Consider the following 18,340-nt stretch of genomic DNA (forward strand, 5'->3'; position numbering starts at 1 on the left):
GGGCGGCGACGCAATCGTCACCGCTGCGCACAGCACAAACGTGACGGCCGCCCCATGGGGCGGCCGTTTTTGTTCACGGATCAGCTGTTGTTATGGTCGACCTTGATGGTCGGGTCGCTGCCGGCAATCAGGTTGTGAATGTTGGCGCTGGACCAGTTGTTGCCTTCCAGTTTGATCGTCACGTCCGGGGTCGCCGCCGCGGCATCGCCGGAGTTGAACTTGCCCGCCGAGCTGACTTGCAGCGACGACGTGCCGTCGACCGTGGTGATCTTCAGGAAGTTGTCGATGGTGCTACCGGTCTCGCCCTGCAGCAGATCGCGCAGGTCGATACGGTCACCTTCACTGGCCTTGAAGTCCTTGATCACGTCGTTGCCGGTGTCGCCAGACTTCCAGACAAAGGTGTCGGCACCCGAACCACCGATCAGGATGTCGTTGCCCTGCCCGCCGATCAGCGTGTCGTTGCCGGTGCCGCCGAGCAGGATGTCATTGCCTTTGCCGCCGTCGAGCCAGTCGTTGCCGCCCGAGCCGAAGAGGATGTCATTGCCCGCGCCACCCAGCAGTGTGTCGTTGCCGTCATGCGCGCCGGACACATCGAACGCCTGATAGTGCTCGGTGATGTACTGGTGCACGTTGCTGGTGGTGACTTTGCTGACGTCGACCCCGGTTTCCTTGGCCACGAACGCCTGCATCGCCTGATAACCCTCGCCGGCAATGCCGTTGAAGCTCACCAGGTCGCCGAAGATGATGTCATTGCCGTCGCCACCGCTGACGGTGTCGCTGCCCGGCAGCGTCGCTTCGGTGTGGCCGATGATCGAGTTGGCCAGATCCTTCGGATCGATATTGGTTTGCGGCGTTTTGTCCGAGTCGTAAGGCTTCAGATCGTTGAGGCTGACGCCGCTGTTGAGGCCGATGGCTTCGACGTTCGACAGACCGCTGAGCAAGGCAAAGCTGCTGGTCGAGTTGTCGGTGGTGGTCGAGCTGGTGCTGTTGCCGCTGCCCGCCAGAGCCGACAGCTCGTAGGTGCCGTCGCCCTGGGCGTGAATGGTGCCCAGGCTGTTCCAGTTCCAGCTGCCGTTTTTGTACGTCTGCAGTGCCACGCTGCCGGCGCTGTTGATGCTCAGGTAATGAGTGCTGTCGATGTAGGTGCTGAAGCTGTCACCCAGCTTGTAGTTGCTGGTCGTCACCACGCTGTCGAGTTTCACTTTGTCGTACAGCGTCGGATTGGTCTGCTCGCCGCTCTGGTAGTAGGTCGGCTGGCCGTCGGTGATGAAGTACGTAAGGTTCTTCGCCCCGGTATTGGCCACGGCTTCGGCGCTCTGGAACCAGTTGGCCGTGGTCTTGAACACGTCCTCGTAGTTGGTACCGCCGCCGGACGCCATCGAGTCCAGCACGGCTTTGAGCTGCGTCAGCGCGTTCGGGTCATTGAGGTTCACCGACACCGACTTGTTGACCTGGGTATCGAAATCCACCAGGAAGATGTTCACCGTGCCCGAGTTGCTGCCGCCCAGGCTCTGCTTGAGGGTGTTGAACACCGACGTCAGCGAGTCCTTGGCCGAGTTGATTGACGAGCTGCTCATACTGCCGGAGCTGTCGACCATGAACGCGATGTTGTAGTTGGTGCCCGGCACCACGGTCAGGCCACCGATGTCGGCGACGATGATGTCGTTGCCATCGGTGCCGGTGACGGTGTCGTCGGCCGAGGTGGCGACAATCGCGTTGTAGACCGCCGGCACAACAGTGACCGGAATGGTCGCCGTGCTGCTCGCCGAACCGCCGACCTGTTCGGTGGAAGTCGAGGTCACGGTCAGGTTGAACTGGCCGTTGTAGTACGGCGGCGGGGTCACGGTCAGGCTGCCGAGGTTCCAGCCGGTGACGTTGGCGTCGCCACTGCTGGCGGTGACGGTGAAGGTATGACCGGCGCCGTCGCTGAGTACCGAGCCGACTGGAGCGCCGCTGATCTTCACGCTCAGTGTTTCCGAGCCGTCAGTATCGGTCAGCGCGGTGGTAACCGCCGACAGCTTCACGGTGGTGCCTTCGGCGCCGGTGTTGAGCTTGTAGCCGTCGTAATAACCTTCGCCGTTGGTGCCGTGCAGATCGGAAACGGTCACGCCCGAGTTCAGCAGATCCTGCACGCCGGTGTAGAGCGGTACGCCGGCGCTGCTCAGGTCGATCGCCGCACCGCCGTTGACCGACAGATTGACGTCGTAGCTGCCCGGGCCGCTCTGGTTGTGGTGGTAGATGTCCAGGGTGTAGTAGCCGCTGGTGGTCGGGGTGAACGAACCGTTGAGGTTGCCGCCCGCGCCCCACGTGGTCGAGGCCACGTTCTTGCCGCCAATGGTCACCAGCAGGCTGTCATCGCCGACACCGCTGAAGGTGTAAGTCTTGCCGGCTTCCAGATAGATCAGGCCGGAGGTTTTCGACGCTGTACCGGCGGTCACACTGCCGTCGGACTGGACGTTGTTCACATTCGTGCTGGAGTTCGGTTTGCCGCCAGCGTCGATGACGTTTTTCAGCGTGGTCGAATCCGCGCCGTTGCCGTTGGTGCCCAGGCCCGAGAGACCGGTCCAGACTTCCTTGATCAGCCCGGTGGACTTCACGCTGTTGTCAGCGACGCTCACGGTCGGCGCATCCGCCACTGGCGTGATGTCGATCTTCACGGTGCCGGTGTTGCCCAGCAGTTGACCGTCGGTTGGCTGGAACTTGATCTGCGCGTAGTCCGCCTGATTGTTGCCCAGGCCGGTGCCGCCGTAACCATTCACGCCCGACTCGTTGCTATCCGGCAGGAAGCGCAGCTTGCCGGCGTCGATGTCGGCTTTGCTGAAGGTCTGGTTGTTGGCGACGTCTTTCCAGGTCGATCCGTCCAGATACTGCAGTTTGCCTTCGCCCGGCAGCTGGGTGATTTTCACCCCGAGGCTGCTCGTCGGGCTGTCGATGTCGCTCACACCGAAGGTCGACCAGCCAAGGATCAGCGGCGTGTCTTCGGTGCCGGTGACGTTGACCGGTGCTGCAACCGGCGCATCGTTGATCGCCACCACGTTGACCGTGGTGGTCGCGGTGTTGGAGTAGTTGCCGCCATCGGTCACCGTCACGGTGATGATGCGCGGCACGGTGCTCGGGTCTTCACTGCTGTTGGTGAAGCTGATGTTCTTGATCGCCTGCATGTAATCGGCCAGCGTCGCGTTGCCCGACAAGGTCAGGGTCACGGTGCCGTTGGTGCTGTTGGCATTGATGGTGATGCCGTTGACGCTGTTGCCCAGGTTCAGCGCATCGCCGTCCTGACGGTTGGTCAGTACCACGGTGGCGCCGGTCAGCATGGTGCTGTCCGGGTCGGTGATCTTGATATCGGTGTCGGCAATCGACACACCCGCGCCCGGGGTGTTCTCGGTGAAGGTTACCTTGTAGTCGGCACCGGTGGCGCCACTGGAATTGTTGGCGTCCAGGTCGATGACCGGCGGCGCATCGTTGTCGATGATCGAGGTGCTGACGCTACCGTTGGTGGCGCTGACCGCGAGGTTCTCGAAGTTGCCGCCAGTGGCCGAATCGATCTTGACCACGAAGTTCTCGGTGCCTTCGGTGATCTTGTCATCGATGGTGGCGACGTTGAACTGCGCGCTGCTCGCGCCTGCCGGAATCTTCACGGTGTACACGCCGGTGAAGTCCGATCCGTCGGCGGCGGTGCCGCTGTAGACGATTTTCAGGGTCACTTCGGTTTGCGCCGGGTGGTTCAGGCTGACGGTGTAGCTGGCGGTCTGGCCTTCGGTTACCGAGGTGCTGCCGGTGATGCTGACAGTGGTGGTGTCGATGGTGTCGGTGACGCTCGTAACGGCTGGTGTATTGCTGGTCACCAGGTTCTCGAAGCCGCCGCCACTGGTGCCGGTGATGCTTGCCTGAACGTTGCCGGCGTCTTTGTAGACGTCGTCAGCGGGCGCCGGGACGGTCACGGTGCCGATAGTTTCGCCAGCCTTGATGGTGATCACCGAGCCGTTGCTCAAGGTCACGGTGACTGGCGAGCCGGCAGCGTTGGTCAAGGTTGCGGTGTAGGTGATCTGGCCACCTTCAGCCACGGTGCCAGTTGCGGACAGCGTCAGGTTGGTGGTGTCGATGGTGTCGGTGACGGTGGTGCTGACAGGGGTTTTATCGGCGACGAGATTTTCGTAGTTGCCGCCGGTCACGTTGGTGATCGAGTTGGTCAGCGGTGCATGGCCAGTCAGTGCGTCGTTCGGCGCAATGGTGGTTGCGGTGCCGGTGGTTTTGCCGACTTCGATGGTGATGCTTTGGCCGTTGGCCAAGGTCACCACGACCGGCGAGCCGGTCACTGGAGCACCAACAGTCGCGGTGTAAACGACGTTGCCGCCTTCAGCCGCTGTAGCGGTTGCGGTCAGTTTCACCGTGGTGGTGTCGATGGTGTCGGTGACGCTGGTCACGGCTGGAGCCGTGCTGGTGACGAGGTTTTCGAAGCTGCCGCCGGTAGCGGTTTTGATCGTTGCCTGGACGTTGCCGGCATCTTTGTAGACGTCATCGGCTGGTGCGGCGACGGTCACGGTGCCGGTGGTTTCGCCAGCCTTGATGGTGATTACAGCGCCGTTGCTCAGGGTCACGGTGACTGGCGAGCCAGCAGCGTTGGTCAGGGTGGCGGTGTAGACAATCGAGCCACCTTCAGCGACCGAGTTGGTAGCGCTGAGTGTCAGGTTTGTCGTGTCGACGGTGTCAGTGACAGTAGTCGAAACCGGCATCTTGTCGGCCACGAGGTTTTCGTAGTTTCCGCCAGTAGCATTGGTGATCGAGTTGGTCAGCGGTGCATGGCCGGTCAACGCGTCGTTAGGCGCGATGGTGGTCGCGGTGCCGGTGGTCTGGCCGAGGCCGATGGTGATGGTCTGACCGTTGGCCAGGGTCACGACGACAGGCGAGCCGGTCACTGGAGCACCAACAGTCGCGGTGTAAACGACGTTGCCGCCTTCAGCCGCTGTAGCGGTTGCGGTCAGTTTCACCGTGGTGGTGTCGATGGTGTCAGTGACGCTGGTCACGGCCGGAGCCGTGCTGGTCACCAGATTTTCGAAGCTGCCACCGGTGGCGGTCTTGATCGTTGCCTGAACGTTGCCGGCGTCTTTGTAGACGTCATCGGCTGGTGCGGCGACGGTCACGGTGCCGGTGGTTTCGCCAGCCTTGATGGTGATTACCGAGCCGTTGCTCAGGGTCACGGTGACTGGCGAGCCAGCAGCGTTGGTCAAGGTTGCGGTGTAGGTGATCTGGCCACCTTCAGCCACGGTGCCGGTTGCGGACAGCGTTAGGTTGGTGGTGTCGACGGTATCGGTCACGTTGGTGCTGACCGGGGTTTTGTCAGCCACGAGGTTTTCGTAGTTGCCACCAGTAACGCCAGTAATCGCGTTGGTAATCGGAGCATGACCGGTCAGCGCATCGTTCGGCGCAGTGGTAGTCACGGTACCGGTCGTTTTGCCGACTTCGATGGTGATGTTCTGGCCGTTGGCCAAAGTCACGACAACCGGCGAGCCGGTCACTGGCGCACCAACGGAGGCGGTGTAGGTGACGGTGCCACCTTCCGCTGCCGATTCGGTAGCGGTCAGTTTGACGGTGGTGGTGTCGATGGTGTCGGTGACGCTGGTCACGGCTGGTGCGGTGCTGGTCACCAGGTTTTCGAAGCTGCCACCGGTCGCGGTTTTGATCGTTGCCTGCACGTTGCCGGCGTCTTTGTAGACGTCGTCAGCGGGTGCAGCGACGGTCACAGTGCCGGTGGTTTCGCCAGCCTTGATGGTGATCACCGAGCCGTTGCTCAGGGTCACGGTGACTGGCGAGCCAGCAGCGTTGGTCAGAGTGGCGGTGTAAACAATCGAACCGCCCTCGGCCACGGTGCCGGTTGCGGACAGCGTTAGGTTGGTGGTGTCGACGGTATCGGTCACGTTGGTGCTGACCGGGGTTTTGTCAGCCACGAGGTTTTCGTAGTTGCCGCCAGTAGCATTGGTGATCGAGTTGGTCAGCGGTGCATGGCCGGTCAACACGTCGTTAGGCGCGATGGTGGTCGCGGTGCCGGTTGTCTGGCCGAGGCCGATGGTGATGGTCTGACCGTTGGCTAAAGTCACGACAACCGGCGAGCCGGTCACTGGCGCGCCGACGGTGGCGGTGTAAGTAACGGTGCCACCTTCCGCTGCCGACTCGGTTGCAGTCAGTTTTACGGTGGTGGTGTCGATGGTGTCAGTGACATTGGTCACTGCCGGTACGGTGCTCGGTACCAAGTTCTCGAAGTCGCCACCAGTGGCGGTCGAAATGGTCGCTTCGACTTTACCCGCATCTTTGTAAACGTCATCCGCCGGAGCGGCAACAGTCACGGTGCCGGACGTCTTGCCTGCTTCGATGGTGATTACAGCACCATTCGACAAAGTCACGGTCACTGGCGAACCAGCGGCGTTAGTCAGCGTGGCGGTGTAAACAATCGAGCCACCCTCAGCCACGGAACCGGTCGCGCTCAGCGACAGGTTAGTAGTGTCGACAGTGTCGGTCACGGTAGTGCTGACCGGGGTTGTATCGGCGACGAGGTTTTCGTAGTTGCCGCCGGTCACGTTGGTGATCGAGTTGGTCAGTGGAGCATGGCCAGTCAGTGCGTCGTTTGGCGCAGTGGTGGTTGCGGTGCCGGTTGTCTGGCCGAGGCCGATGGTGATCGTCTGACCGTTGGCCAAGGTCACGACTACCGGCGCGCCAGTTACTGGTGCACCGACGGAGGCGGTGTAAGTAACGGTGCCACCTTCCGCTGCCGACTCGGTTGCAGTCAGTTTGACGGTGGTGGTGTCGATGGTGTCAGTGACGTTGGTCACTGCCGGAGCGGTGCTCGGTACCAGGTTCTCGAAGTTGCCACCGGTCGCGGTGGAAATGGTTGCTTCGACTTTGCCCGCATCTTTGTAAACGTCATCCGCCGGAGCGGCAACGGTCACGGTGCCGGACGTCTTGCCGGCTTCGATGGTGATCACTGCACCATTCGACAAAGTCACGGTCACTGGCGAACCAGCAGCGTTGGTCAGAGTGGCGGTGTAGACAATCGAGCCACCTTCAGCCACGGAACCGGTCGCGCTCAGCGACAGGTTAGTAGTGTCGACAGTGTCGGTCACGGTAGTGCTGACCGGGGTTTTGTCGGCGACGAGGCTTTCGTAGTTGCCGCCGCTCACGTCGGTAATTGCGTTGGTAATCGGTGCGTGGCCAGTCAGTGCGTCATTCGGCGCAGTAGTGGTCGCGGTGCCGGTTGTCTGGCCGAGGCCAATGGTGATGGTCTGACCGTTGGCCAGCGTCACAACTACCGGCGAGCCAGTTACTGGAGCGCCAACCGTGGCGGTGTAAGTAACGGTGCCACCTTCCGCTGCCGACTCGGTTGCAGTCAGTTTGACGGTGGTGGTGTCGATGGTGTCGGTGACGTTGGTCACTGCCGGAACAGTGCTCGGTACCAAGTTCTCGAAGTCGCCACCAGTGGCGGTCGAAATGGTCGCTTCGACTTTGCCCGCATCTTTGTAAACGTCATCCGCTGGCGCGACTACGGTCACGGTGCCGGAGGTTTCGCCTGCCTTGATGGTGATTACAGCGCCGTTCGACAGGGTCACGGTGACTGGCGAGCCAGCGGCGTTGGTCAGCGTGGCGGTGTAAACAATCGAACCGCCCTCGGCGACGGTGCCGGTTGCGGACAGCGTCAGGTTTGTCGTGTCGACGGTGTCGGTTACGGTAGTGCTGACCGGCGTTTTATCGGATACGAGGTTCTCGTAGTTGCCGCCGCTCACGCCAGTGATCGCATTGGAAATCGGCGCATGACCCGTCAGTACGTCGTTAGGCGCAGTGGTGGTCACGGTGCCAGTGGTTTTGCCCACTTCAATCGTGATGTTCTGACCGTTGGCCAAGGTCACGGTAACCGGCGAACCGGTCACAGGCGCGCCGACGGAGGCAGTGTAAGTAACAGTGCCACCTTCAGCCGCCGACTCGGTGGCGGTGAGTTTAACGGTGGTCGTGTCGACGGTATCGGTAACGTCGGTCACGGCTGGCGTGGTGCTCGGAACCAGGTTCTCGAAGTTGCCGCCCGTGGCCTCCTTGATCGTGACTTCTACTTTGCCAGCGTCTTTGTAGACGTCATCGGCAGGTGCCGCAACGGTCACGGTGCCGGACGTCTTGCCTGCTTCGATGGTGATCACTGCGCCGTTCGACAGGGTCACGGTGACAGGCGAACCCGCCGCGTTGGTCAGCGTCGCGGTGTAGGTGATCTGGCCACCTTCGGCGACGGTGCCGGTTGCGGACAGCGCCAGGTTAGTGGTGTCGACGGTATCGGTGACGTTGGTCGAAACCGGCGTTTTGTCGGCGACGAGATTTTCGTAGTTGCCGCCCGTGACACCAGTGATCGAGTTGGTGACTGGCGCGTGACCGGTCAACGCATCGTTTGGCGCGGTGAAGGTCACGGAGCCAGTGGTTTTACCCACTTCAATGGTGATGTTCTGACCGTTGGCCAATGTCACGGTAACCGGCGAACCGGTCACTGGCGCACCTACGGTCGCAGTGTAAGTAACGGTGCCGCCTTCAGCCACGGAGGTGTCGGCGGTCAGTTTCACGGTCGAGGTGTCGATGGTGTCGGTCACTTCGGTGATCGCTGGAACAGTGCTCGTTACCAGGTTCTCGAAGTTGCCGCCGGTGGCGGTGGAAATGGTTGCTTCGACTTTGCCTGCGTCCTTGTAGACGTCATCGGCTGGCGCTGGAACAGACACGGTGCCTGTGGTTTTGCCGGCTTCGATGGTGATCACTGCGCCATTCGACAAGGTCACGGTCACTGGCGAGCCCGCGGCATTGGTCAATGTCGCGGTGTAGAGGATCGAACCACCCTCGGCCACGGAACCGGTCGCCGTCAGCGTCAGATCGGTGGTGTCGACGGTGTCAGTCACGTTGGTGCTGACCGGGGTTTCATCGGCGACGAGATTTTCGTAGTTGCCGCCGGAGACGCCAGTGATCGCGTTGGTAATCGGAGCATGGCCAGTCAACGCATCGTTTGGCGCAGTGGTGGTCACGGTTCCAGTGGTTTTACCGATTTCGATGGTGATGTTCTGGCCGTTGGCCAGGGTCACAATAACTGGCGAACCAGTCACTGGCGCCCCAACAGTCGCGGTATAGGTGACGGTTCCACCTTCAGCGGCGGTTTCGGTCGCAGTCAGTTTGACCGTCGAAGTATCGATGGTGTCGGTGACGTCGGTGACCGCTGGCGTGGTGCTTGGAACCAGGTTCTCGAAGTTGCCGCCCGTGGCGTCCTTGATCGTGACTTCTACTTTGCCAGCGTCTTTGTAGACGTCATCGGCAGGCGCGGAGACGGTCACGGTGCCGGTGGTTTTGCCCGCTTCGATGGTGATCACCGCACCGTTCGACAGGTTCACGGTGACCGGCGTGCCGGCCGGATTGGTCAGCGTCGCGGTGTAAACAATCGAACCGCCTTCAGCCACAGTGCCGGTGGCGCTGAGCGTCAGGTCGGTGGAGTCGACCGTATCGGTGACGTTGGTCGAAACCGGCGTCTTATCGGCAACAAGATTCTCGTAGTTACCACCGCTCACATCAGTGATCGCGTTGGTAATCGGAGCATGGCCAGTCAACGCATCGTTTGGCGCAGTGGTGGTCACGGTGCCGGTGGTTTTGCCGACTTCGATGGTGATGTTCTGACCATTGGCCAGGGTCACAACCACAGCCGAACCCGTCACTGGCGCGCCAACAGTCGCGGTGTAAGTCACGGTGCCGCCCTCAGCCGCCGACTCGGTCGCGGTGAGTTTGACGCTGATGGTGTCGATGGTGTCAGTGACGCTGGTCACTGCTGGAACGGTGCTCGGCACCAGGTTCTCGAAATTGCCACCGGTGGCGGTCGCAATGGTCGCTTCGACCTTGCCGGCATCTTTGTAGACATCGTCAGCAGGGGCTGCAACGGTCACGGTGCCGCTGGTCTTGCCTGCTTCGATAGTGATGACTGCGCCGTTCGACAGGGTCACGGTCACCGGCGTGCCGGCCGGGTTGGTCAGCGTCGCGGTGTAAACGATCGAACCGCCTTCAGCCACCGAATCGGTCGCGGTCAGGTTCAGGTTGGTGGTGTCGTTGGTGTCCGACACTGCGGTGTCGGCGGACTTGCCGTCGACTGCGAGTTTTTCGTAGTTGCCGCCGGTGGCGCCATCGATGGTCACGCTCAGCGAGCTGCCGCCAGCCAGTGGACTGTTTGGCGCAACGTAGTTCACCGTGCCGGTGGTTTCACCGACGGCGATGGTGATGGTCTGGCCGTTGGACAGGGTCACGACTACCGGCGAGCCGGTCACTGGTGCGGTCACGGTCGCGGTGTAGACCACGGTTTCGCCTTCGGCAACGTTGGCGGTGGCGGTCAGCGACACGGTGGAGGTGTCGATAGTGTCGTTGACGGTGGTAACCGCCGGAGCAGTGCTGGTGACCAGATTTTCGAAGTCGCCACCGGTTGCGCCCTTGATGGTCGCTTCAACGGTGCCGGCGTCTTTGTAGACGTCATCTTTCGGTGCGTCGACGGTGACGGTGCCGGTGGTTTCGCCAGCCTTGATGGTGATCACCGAGCCGTTGCTCAGGGTCACGGTCACTGGCGAGCCCGCCGCATTGGTCAGGGTGGCGGTGTAGGTGATCTGGCCGCCTTCGTCCACAGTGCCCGTCGCGGTCAGCGACAGATTGGTGGTGTCGGTGGTGTCGGTCACGGTGGTGCTGACCGGGGTTTTGTCGGCCACGAGGTTTTCGTAGTTGCCGCCGCTCACGTCAGTGATCGCGTTGCTCAGCGGCGTGTGGCCGGTCAACGCATCGTTCGGCGCGATGGTGGTCACGGTGCCGGTGGTTTTACCGATTTCGATGGTGATGTTCTGACCGTTGGCCAGGGTCACGACGACAGGCGAACCGGTGACAGGCGCGCCAACAGTGGCGGTGTAGGTGACGGTGCCACCTTCAGCGGCCGACTCGGTAGCGGTCAGTTTGACGGTCGACGTGTCGATGGTGTCAGTCACATCGGTAACGGCTGGCGTGGTGCTCGGCACCAGGTTTTCGAAGTTACCGCCAGTGGCATCCTTGATCGTGACTTCGACCTTGCCGGCGTCTTTGTAGAGGTCATCGGCAGGCGCGGCGACGGTCACGGTGCCAGTGGTTTTACCGGCTTCGATGGTGATCACCGAGCCGTTTGAAAGGGTCACGGTCACCGGGGTGCCGGCAGGATTGGTCAGGGTTGCGGTGTAAACAATCGAACCGCCCTCGGCCACGGTGTCGGTCGCGGTCAGCGTCAGATCGGTGGTGTCGACGGTGTCAGTGACGGTGGTGGAAACCGGGGTTTTGTCGGCGACGAGATTTTCGTAGTTGCCGCCGGAAACGCCAGTGATCGCGTTGGTCAGCGGAGTGTGGCCGTTCAACGCGTCGTTCGGCGCGATGGTGGTCACGGTGCCGGTGGTTTTACCGATTTCGATGGTGATGTTCTGACCGTTGGCCAGGGTCACGACGACAGGCGAACCGGTGACAGGCGCGCCAACAGTGGCGGTGTAGGTGACGGTGCCACCTTCAGCGGCCGACTCGGTAGCGGTCAGTTTGACCGTCGAGGTGTCGATGGTGTCGGTGACTTCGGTCACGGCGGGAACGGTGCTTGGCACCAGGTTCTCGAAGTTGCCGCCGGTAGCGTCCTTGATCGTCACTTCGACCTTGCCGGCGTCTTTGTAGACGTCATCGGCAGGCGCGGCGACGGTCACGGTGCCGGTGGTTTTACCGGCTTCGATGGTGATCACTGCACCGTTCGACAAGGTCACAGTGACCGGCGTGCCGGCCGGATTGGTCAGCGTCGCGGTGTAGATGATCGAACCGCCCTCGGCAACCGAATTGGTGGCGCTGAGGGACAGATCGGTGGTGTCGACGGTGTCAGTGACAGTGGTCGACACCGGAGTCTTGTCGGCCACGAGATTTTCGTAGTTGCCGCCGCTGGCGCCGGTGATCGAGGTGCTCAACGACGCCTGACCGTTCAGCGCATCGTTCGGTGCCGTGACAGTCACGGTGCCGGTGGTTTTGCCGACTTCAATGGTGATGCTCTGGCCGTTAGCCAGAGTGACCACGACCGGCGAACCGGTGACCGGTGCACCCACAGTCGCGGTGTAAGTGACGGTGCCGCCTTCAGCCACGGTGGTATCGGCGGTCAGTTTGACGGTCGACGTGTCGATGGTGTCAGTCACATCGGTAACGGCAGGCGTGGTGCTTGGCACCAGGTTCTCGAAGTTGCCTCCAGTCGCATCTTTGATCGTGACTTCGACTTTGCCGGCGTCCTTGTAGACGTCATCGGCCGGGGCCGCAACGGTCACGGAGCCGGTGGTCTTGCCCGCTTCGATGGTGATCACCGAGCCGTTCGACAGGGTCACGGTGACTGGCGTGCCAGCCGGGTTGGTCAGCGTCGCGGTGTAAACAATCGAACCGCCTTCAGCCACGGTGCCGGTCGCGCTCAGCGACAGGTTGGTGGTGTCGACGGTGTCGGTCACCGAGGTCACGGCAGGGGTTTTGTCGGCCACGAGATTTTCGTAGTTGCCGCCGCTGGCGCCGTCGATTTTCACGCTCAGCGTGTTGCCGCCAGCGAGTGCATCGTTCGGTGCGGTGAAGTTGACGCTGCCGCTGCTGGCGCCGACCGGAATGGTGATGGTCTGGCCGTTGGACAGGGTCACGACAACCGGCGCGCCGGTGACTGGCGCGGTCACGGAAGCGGTGTAAACCACCACGCCGCCTTCAACGGTGCTAGCCGTCGCGGTCAGGGAAACGGTGCTGTTGTCGATAGTGTCAGTCACGTCGGTGACCGCTGGAGTCTTGTCGACCACCAGATTCTCGAAGTTGCCGCCGGTGGTCTTGGTGATGCTCGCATCGACCTTGCCGGCGTCCTTGTACACGTCATCGGCAGGTGCGGCGACGGTCGCGGTGCCAGTGGTCGCGCCTTTGGCGATGTTGATCACCGCGCCGTTGCTCAGGGTCACGCTCATGGCCGTGCCAGCAGCGTTGGTCAGGGTCGCGGTGTAGACGATCGAGCCGCCCTCGGCGACCGAAGGGGTGGCGCTGAGGCTGATATTGGTGGTGTCGACGGTGTCGGTCACTTTGGTGACGACGGCGGAACGGTTGGCATCGACCTGCTCGAAGTTGCCGCCGGTGTGGTTGGCAATTGCGGTCTGTACCTTGCCGCCATCGATGTACGGCGTGTTCGCAGGCGCGGCGAAATTCACCGAGCCGCTGGTGGCGCCTGCAGCGATGTTGATCACTGCGCCGTTGGCCAGGGTCACGGTCATGGCGGTGCCGGCCGGATTGCTCAGGGTCGCGGTGTAGGTGATCTGGCCACCTTCGCTGACGGTGTCGCTGGCGCTGAGGGTCAGCGTGGTTTTGTCGATGGTGTCATTGACGGTGGTGCTGACCGGCGTTTTGCTGACGTCGAGTTTCTCGAAGTTGCCGCCAGTGGCATCGGTCATGGTCACGGTGAGCTTGCTGACGTCTTTGTAGACGTCATCGCTCGGCGCGGCGATGGTCACCGAACCGCTGGTTTTGCCAGCCTCGATGGTGATGGTCTGGCCGTTGCTCAGGTTGACGGTCACCGGGGTTTGCGCGGCGTTGGTCAGGGTCGCGGTGTACGTGATCGACGTGCCTTCGAGCACATAGCTTTCAGCGCTGAGGGTCAGGTGCGTGGTGTTGATCGTATCGGCAACGTTGGTCACCGCTGGCGTCGGATTGGCCACCAGGTTTTCGAAATTGCCGCCGTCGGTGCCCTTGATGGTCACTTCGACTTTGCCGGCGTCTTTGTAGACGTCATCGGCAGGGGCTGGAACGGTCACGGTGCCGGTGGTCTTGCCGGCGTCGATGATGATGGTCGAACCGTTGCTCAGGGTCACGGTCACTGGCGTGCCGGCCGGGTTGGTCAGCGTCGCGGTGTAGACGATCTGCCCGCCTTCGTTGACGTTGCCGGTGGCGGTCAGCGAAACGGTGGTGGTGTCGACGGTGTCGGTCACAGTGGTGCTGACCGGGGTTTTGTCAGCGACCAGATTTTCGTAGTTGCCGCCGCTGACGTTGGTGATCGAGTTGGTCAGCGGGGCATGGCCGGCCAGCACGTCGTTCGGCGCGGTGGTCGACACGGTGCCGGTGGTTTGGCCGACAGCGATGGTGATGTTCTGGCCGTTGGCCAGAGTCACGACGACAGGCGAACCGGTCACCGGCGCGCCAACTGTGGCGGTGTAAGTGACCGTGCCGCCTTCGGCGGCGGTCTCGGTCGCGGTCAGTTTGACCGTCGAGGTGTCGATGGTATCGGTGACGTCGGTGACGGCTGGAACGGTGCTTGGCACCAGGTTCTCGAAGTTGCCGCCGGTGGCGTCCTTGATGGTCACTTCAACTTTGCCGGCGTCTTTATAGACGTCATCGGCAGGCGCAGCGACGGTCACGGTGCCGGTGGTTTTGCCAGCATCGATGGTGATTACCGAGCCGTTCGACAGCGTCACGGTGACAGGCGAACCTGCAGCGTTGGTCAGGGTGGCGGTGTAAGTGATCTGGCCGCCCTCGGCCACCGTTCCGGTCGCGCTCAGCGTCAGATCGGTCGTGTCAGTGGTGTCGGTGACAGTGGTGCTGACTGGCGTCTTGTCGGCGACCAGATTTTCGTAGTTGCCACCGCTGACTTCGGTGATCGAGTTGGTCAGAGGAGCATGACCGGTCAGCGCATCGTTCGGTGCAATGGCGGTCGCGGTGCCTGTGGTCTGGCCGACGGCGATGGTGATGGTCTGGCCGTTGGCCAAGGTCACGACGACAGGCGAGCCCGTCACTGGTGCGCCAACAGTCGCGGTGTAGGTGACGGTGCCGCCTTCAGCAGCGGTCTCGGTGGCGGTCAGTTTCACCGTCGAGGTGTCGATGGTATCGGTGACTTCGGTGACGGCTGGAACGGTGCTTGGCACCAGGTTCTCGAAGTTGCCGCCGGTAGCGTCCTTGATGGTCACTTCAACTTTGCCGGCGTCTTTGTAGACGTCATCGGCAGGTGCGGCGACGGTCACGGTGCCGGTAGTTTTACCGGCCTCGATGGTGATCACCGAGCCGTTGCTCAGGGTCACGGTCACCGGGGTGCCGGCCGGATTGGTCAGGGTCGCGGTGTAAACGATCGAACCACCTTCAGCCACGGTACCGGTCGCGCTAAGCGTCAGATCGGTGGTGTCAGGGGTGTCGGTGACGGTGGTGCTGACTGGCGTTTTATCAGCCACCAGGTCTTCGTAGTTGCCACCGCTTACGCCAGTGATTGCGTTGGTCAGCGGTGCATGGCCATTCAGCGCATCGTTCGGCGCGGTGGTGGTCACGGTGCCGGTGGTCTTGCCGACTTCGATGGTGATGTTCTGACCGTTGGCCAGGGTCACGACGACAGGCGTGCCAGTGACTGGCGCGCCCACGGTAGCGGTGTAAGTGACGGTGCCGCCTTCAGCCGCACTTTCGGTAGCGGTGAGTTTGACGGTGGTGGTGTCGACGGTGTCGGTCACTTCGGTGACGGCTGGCACGGTGCTCGGCAGCAGATTCTCGAAGTTGCCGCCGGTGGCGTCCTTGATCGTGACTTCGACTTTGCCGGCGTCTTTATAGACGTCATCGGCAGGCGCCGCGACGGTCACGGTGCCGGTGGTTTTGCCGGCTTCGATGGTGATTACCGAACCGTTCGACAGGGTGACGGTGACGGGCGAACCTGCGGCGTTGGTCAGTGTTGCGGTGTAAACGATCGAACCGCCTTCAGCCACAGAACCGGTGGCGCTGAGCGACAGGTTGGTGGTGTCGTTGACGTCAGTAACCGTGGTCGATACCGGGGTCTTGTCGGCCACCAGATCTTCGTAATTCCCGCCGGTAACGCCAGTGATCGAGTTGGTCAGCGGCGCATTGCCGGTCAACGCATCATTCGGCGCAGTGGTTGTCACGGTGCCGGTGGTTTTGCCGACTTCAATGGTGATGCTCTGGCCGTTGGCCAAGGTAACCACGACAGGCGAGCCAGTCACTGGCGCGCCAACAGTGGCGGTGTACGTGACGGTGCCGCCTTCAGCCACCGAGGTATCGGCGGTCAGTTTGACGGTCGAGGTGTCGATGGTGTCGGTGACTTCGGTCACGGCCGGAACAGTGCTCGGCAGCAGATTCTCGAAGTTGCCGCCAGTAGCGTCCTTGATCGTGACTTCGACTTTGCCGGCGTCTTTGTAGACGTCATCGGCAGGCGCCGCGACGGTCACGGTGCCGGTGGTTTTACCGGCTTCGATAGTAATCACCGCGCCGTTCGACAGGGTCACGGTCACCGGCGTACCGGCCGGATTGGTCAGGGTCGCGGTGTAAACGATCGAACCACCTTCGGCCACGGTTCCGGTCGCTGTCAGCGACAGGTTGGTGTCGTCAATCGAATCGGTAATGGTAGTGGTCGCTGGCGTGGTGTTCGGCACCAGGTTTTCAAAGTTGCCGCCGGTAGCGCCGGTAATGGTGGTGCTGACGGTGCTGCCATTGTTGTAAACGTCGTTGGCCGCTGTCGGCACGTTGACGGAACCGGTGGTTTTGCCGGCTTCAATGGTGATGGTCGAGCCGTTCGACAGAGTGATCGTCACCGGCGTCTGCGCGGCGTTGGTCAGGGTCGCGGTGTAGGTGATCTGGCCACCCTCGACGACCGTGCCGGTGGCGGTGAGGCTCACGCTGGTGGTATCGATCGAATCGGTAACGATGGTGGTCGCTGGCGTGGTGCTCGGCAGCAGATTTTCGAAGTTGCCGCCCGTAGCGCCGGTAATGGTGGTGCTGACCGTGCCGCTATTGTTGTAGACGTCGTTGGCCGCAGTCGGCACGTTGACGGTGCCGGTGGTTTGGCCCGCGCCGATGGTGATGGTCGAACCGTTCGACAGGGTGACGGTGACCGGGGTTTGCGCCGGGTTGGTCAGGGTCGCGGTGTAAGTGATCTGGCCACCCTCGACCACGGTGCCGGTGGCAGTCAGGGTCAGGTTGGTGGTGTCGATCGAATCGGTGATGGTGGTCACCGCTGGCGTCGGGTTCGGCACCAGGTTTTCAAAGTTGCCGCCGCTGGCACCAGTGATTGTGGTAGTGACGGTGCTGCCATTGTTGTAAACGTCGTTGGCCGCAGTCGGCACGTTGACGGTGCCGGTGGTTTGGCCCGCGCCGATGGTGATGGTCGAACCGTTCGACAAGGTGACGGTGACCGGGGTTTGCGCGGGGTTGGTCAGGGTCGCGGTGTAAGTGATCTGGCCACCTTCGGTGACACTCGAACCCGCCGTCAGGGTGACGGTGGTGGTGTCGATGGTGTCGGTAACCTGCGTCGTGGCCGGAACGGTCGGCGGCGTCACGGTGATGCCGCCACCGCCGGTGGTGCCAGTGACGGTCACGTTGATCTGGGTCGGGTCGTTATAAACAGTGTCGTTCGGCGCCAGCGGCACATTGACGGTGCCGGTGGTGGAGCCGGCCGGAATCACGATCACCGCGCCGTTAGACAGGGTAATGGTCAGGTCGGTCAGCGGCGCCTGGGTCAGGGTCGCGGTGTACACCAGCACGCCGCCGGCTTCAGTGATGGTCGGCGTGGCGCTGAGGCTCAGGGTCGACTCACGCTGGGCATTCGCAGTGGTGTCGGTGGTCTGGCCGCCGGTGGTGTCCTGGGCGATTTGCCCGCCGGAGTTGATCCCCGCCGTCGGGAAACCAATGGTCGGGTCAACGCGACCGGCGGTGGCGTCGAGCATCACGAAACTGTGACCGCCACCCGCAGCGCCGCCCGTGCCTGCGGCGCTCGGGCCGGCAGCGGTGGCGTCCAGCGCGGTGGTCGGGTCGACGCCCGCAGCGATGGCTTGCTGCAGTTCTTCTACAGACGGCGCTGCCTGCGCAGTGGCTTCGGCCAGGTCAGTGCTGGAGTCGGGCGCGTTGGCGCTCCACTGGGTTTCGCGACCGAGGTCGAGGGTGCGGCCATCAGCCAATTCAAGCGACACGGCGCCGGAGAGGCCGGTGTCAATCTGATCGCCGACAAACAGGCGATCACCTTCAACGAGTACGCGACGCACGCCCTCTGGAGACACCACGAATACCTGACCAACAATGCTTTTGACGATGGCAACAACACTGCTCATTGAAGACTCTCCGGGGTGTCACGTTCAGTTGACTTCCATGGACCTGAAGGCATGGGCGCCGATTCAGTCTGGACGTACTTTAAAAATTTGCGAAACAAGTTTGACGCGTGTAATCGTCAATAATTTGGCTAGATTCTTTCGCTATTAACTTTATGCCAAACTATTGACCTTATGGGTGCCATCCTAAACAATCGCCCCACTAATGTCACATTGATATTTCCGCG

1 protein-coding gene is annotated in these 18,340 nt (G+C 62.0%); it reads right to left on the reverse strand.

The features are described 5' to 3' along the window. Positions 1-80: 80 nt before the first annotated feature. On the reverse strand, positions 81-18,116 hold the full coding sequence (locus tag AC3Y64_RS00715) for a LapA family giant adhesin (RefSeq protein ID WP_489986079.1): 18,036 nt from the start codon (positions 18,114-18,116) through the stop codon (positions 81-83). Positions 18,117-18,340: the final 224 nt, after the last annotated feature.

This window comes from Pseudomonas sp. 4CAES_32.4, from assembly GCF_058136335.1.

Coding starts and splice junctions, on each gene's coding strand:
- AC3Y64_RS00715 (WP_489986079.1), bottom strand. CDS start 18,116: ATGAGCAGTGTTGTTGCCATCGTCAAAAGCATTGTTGGTCAGGTATTC.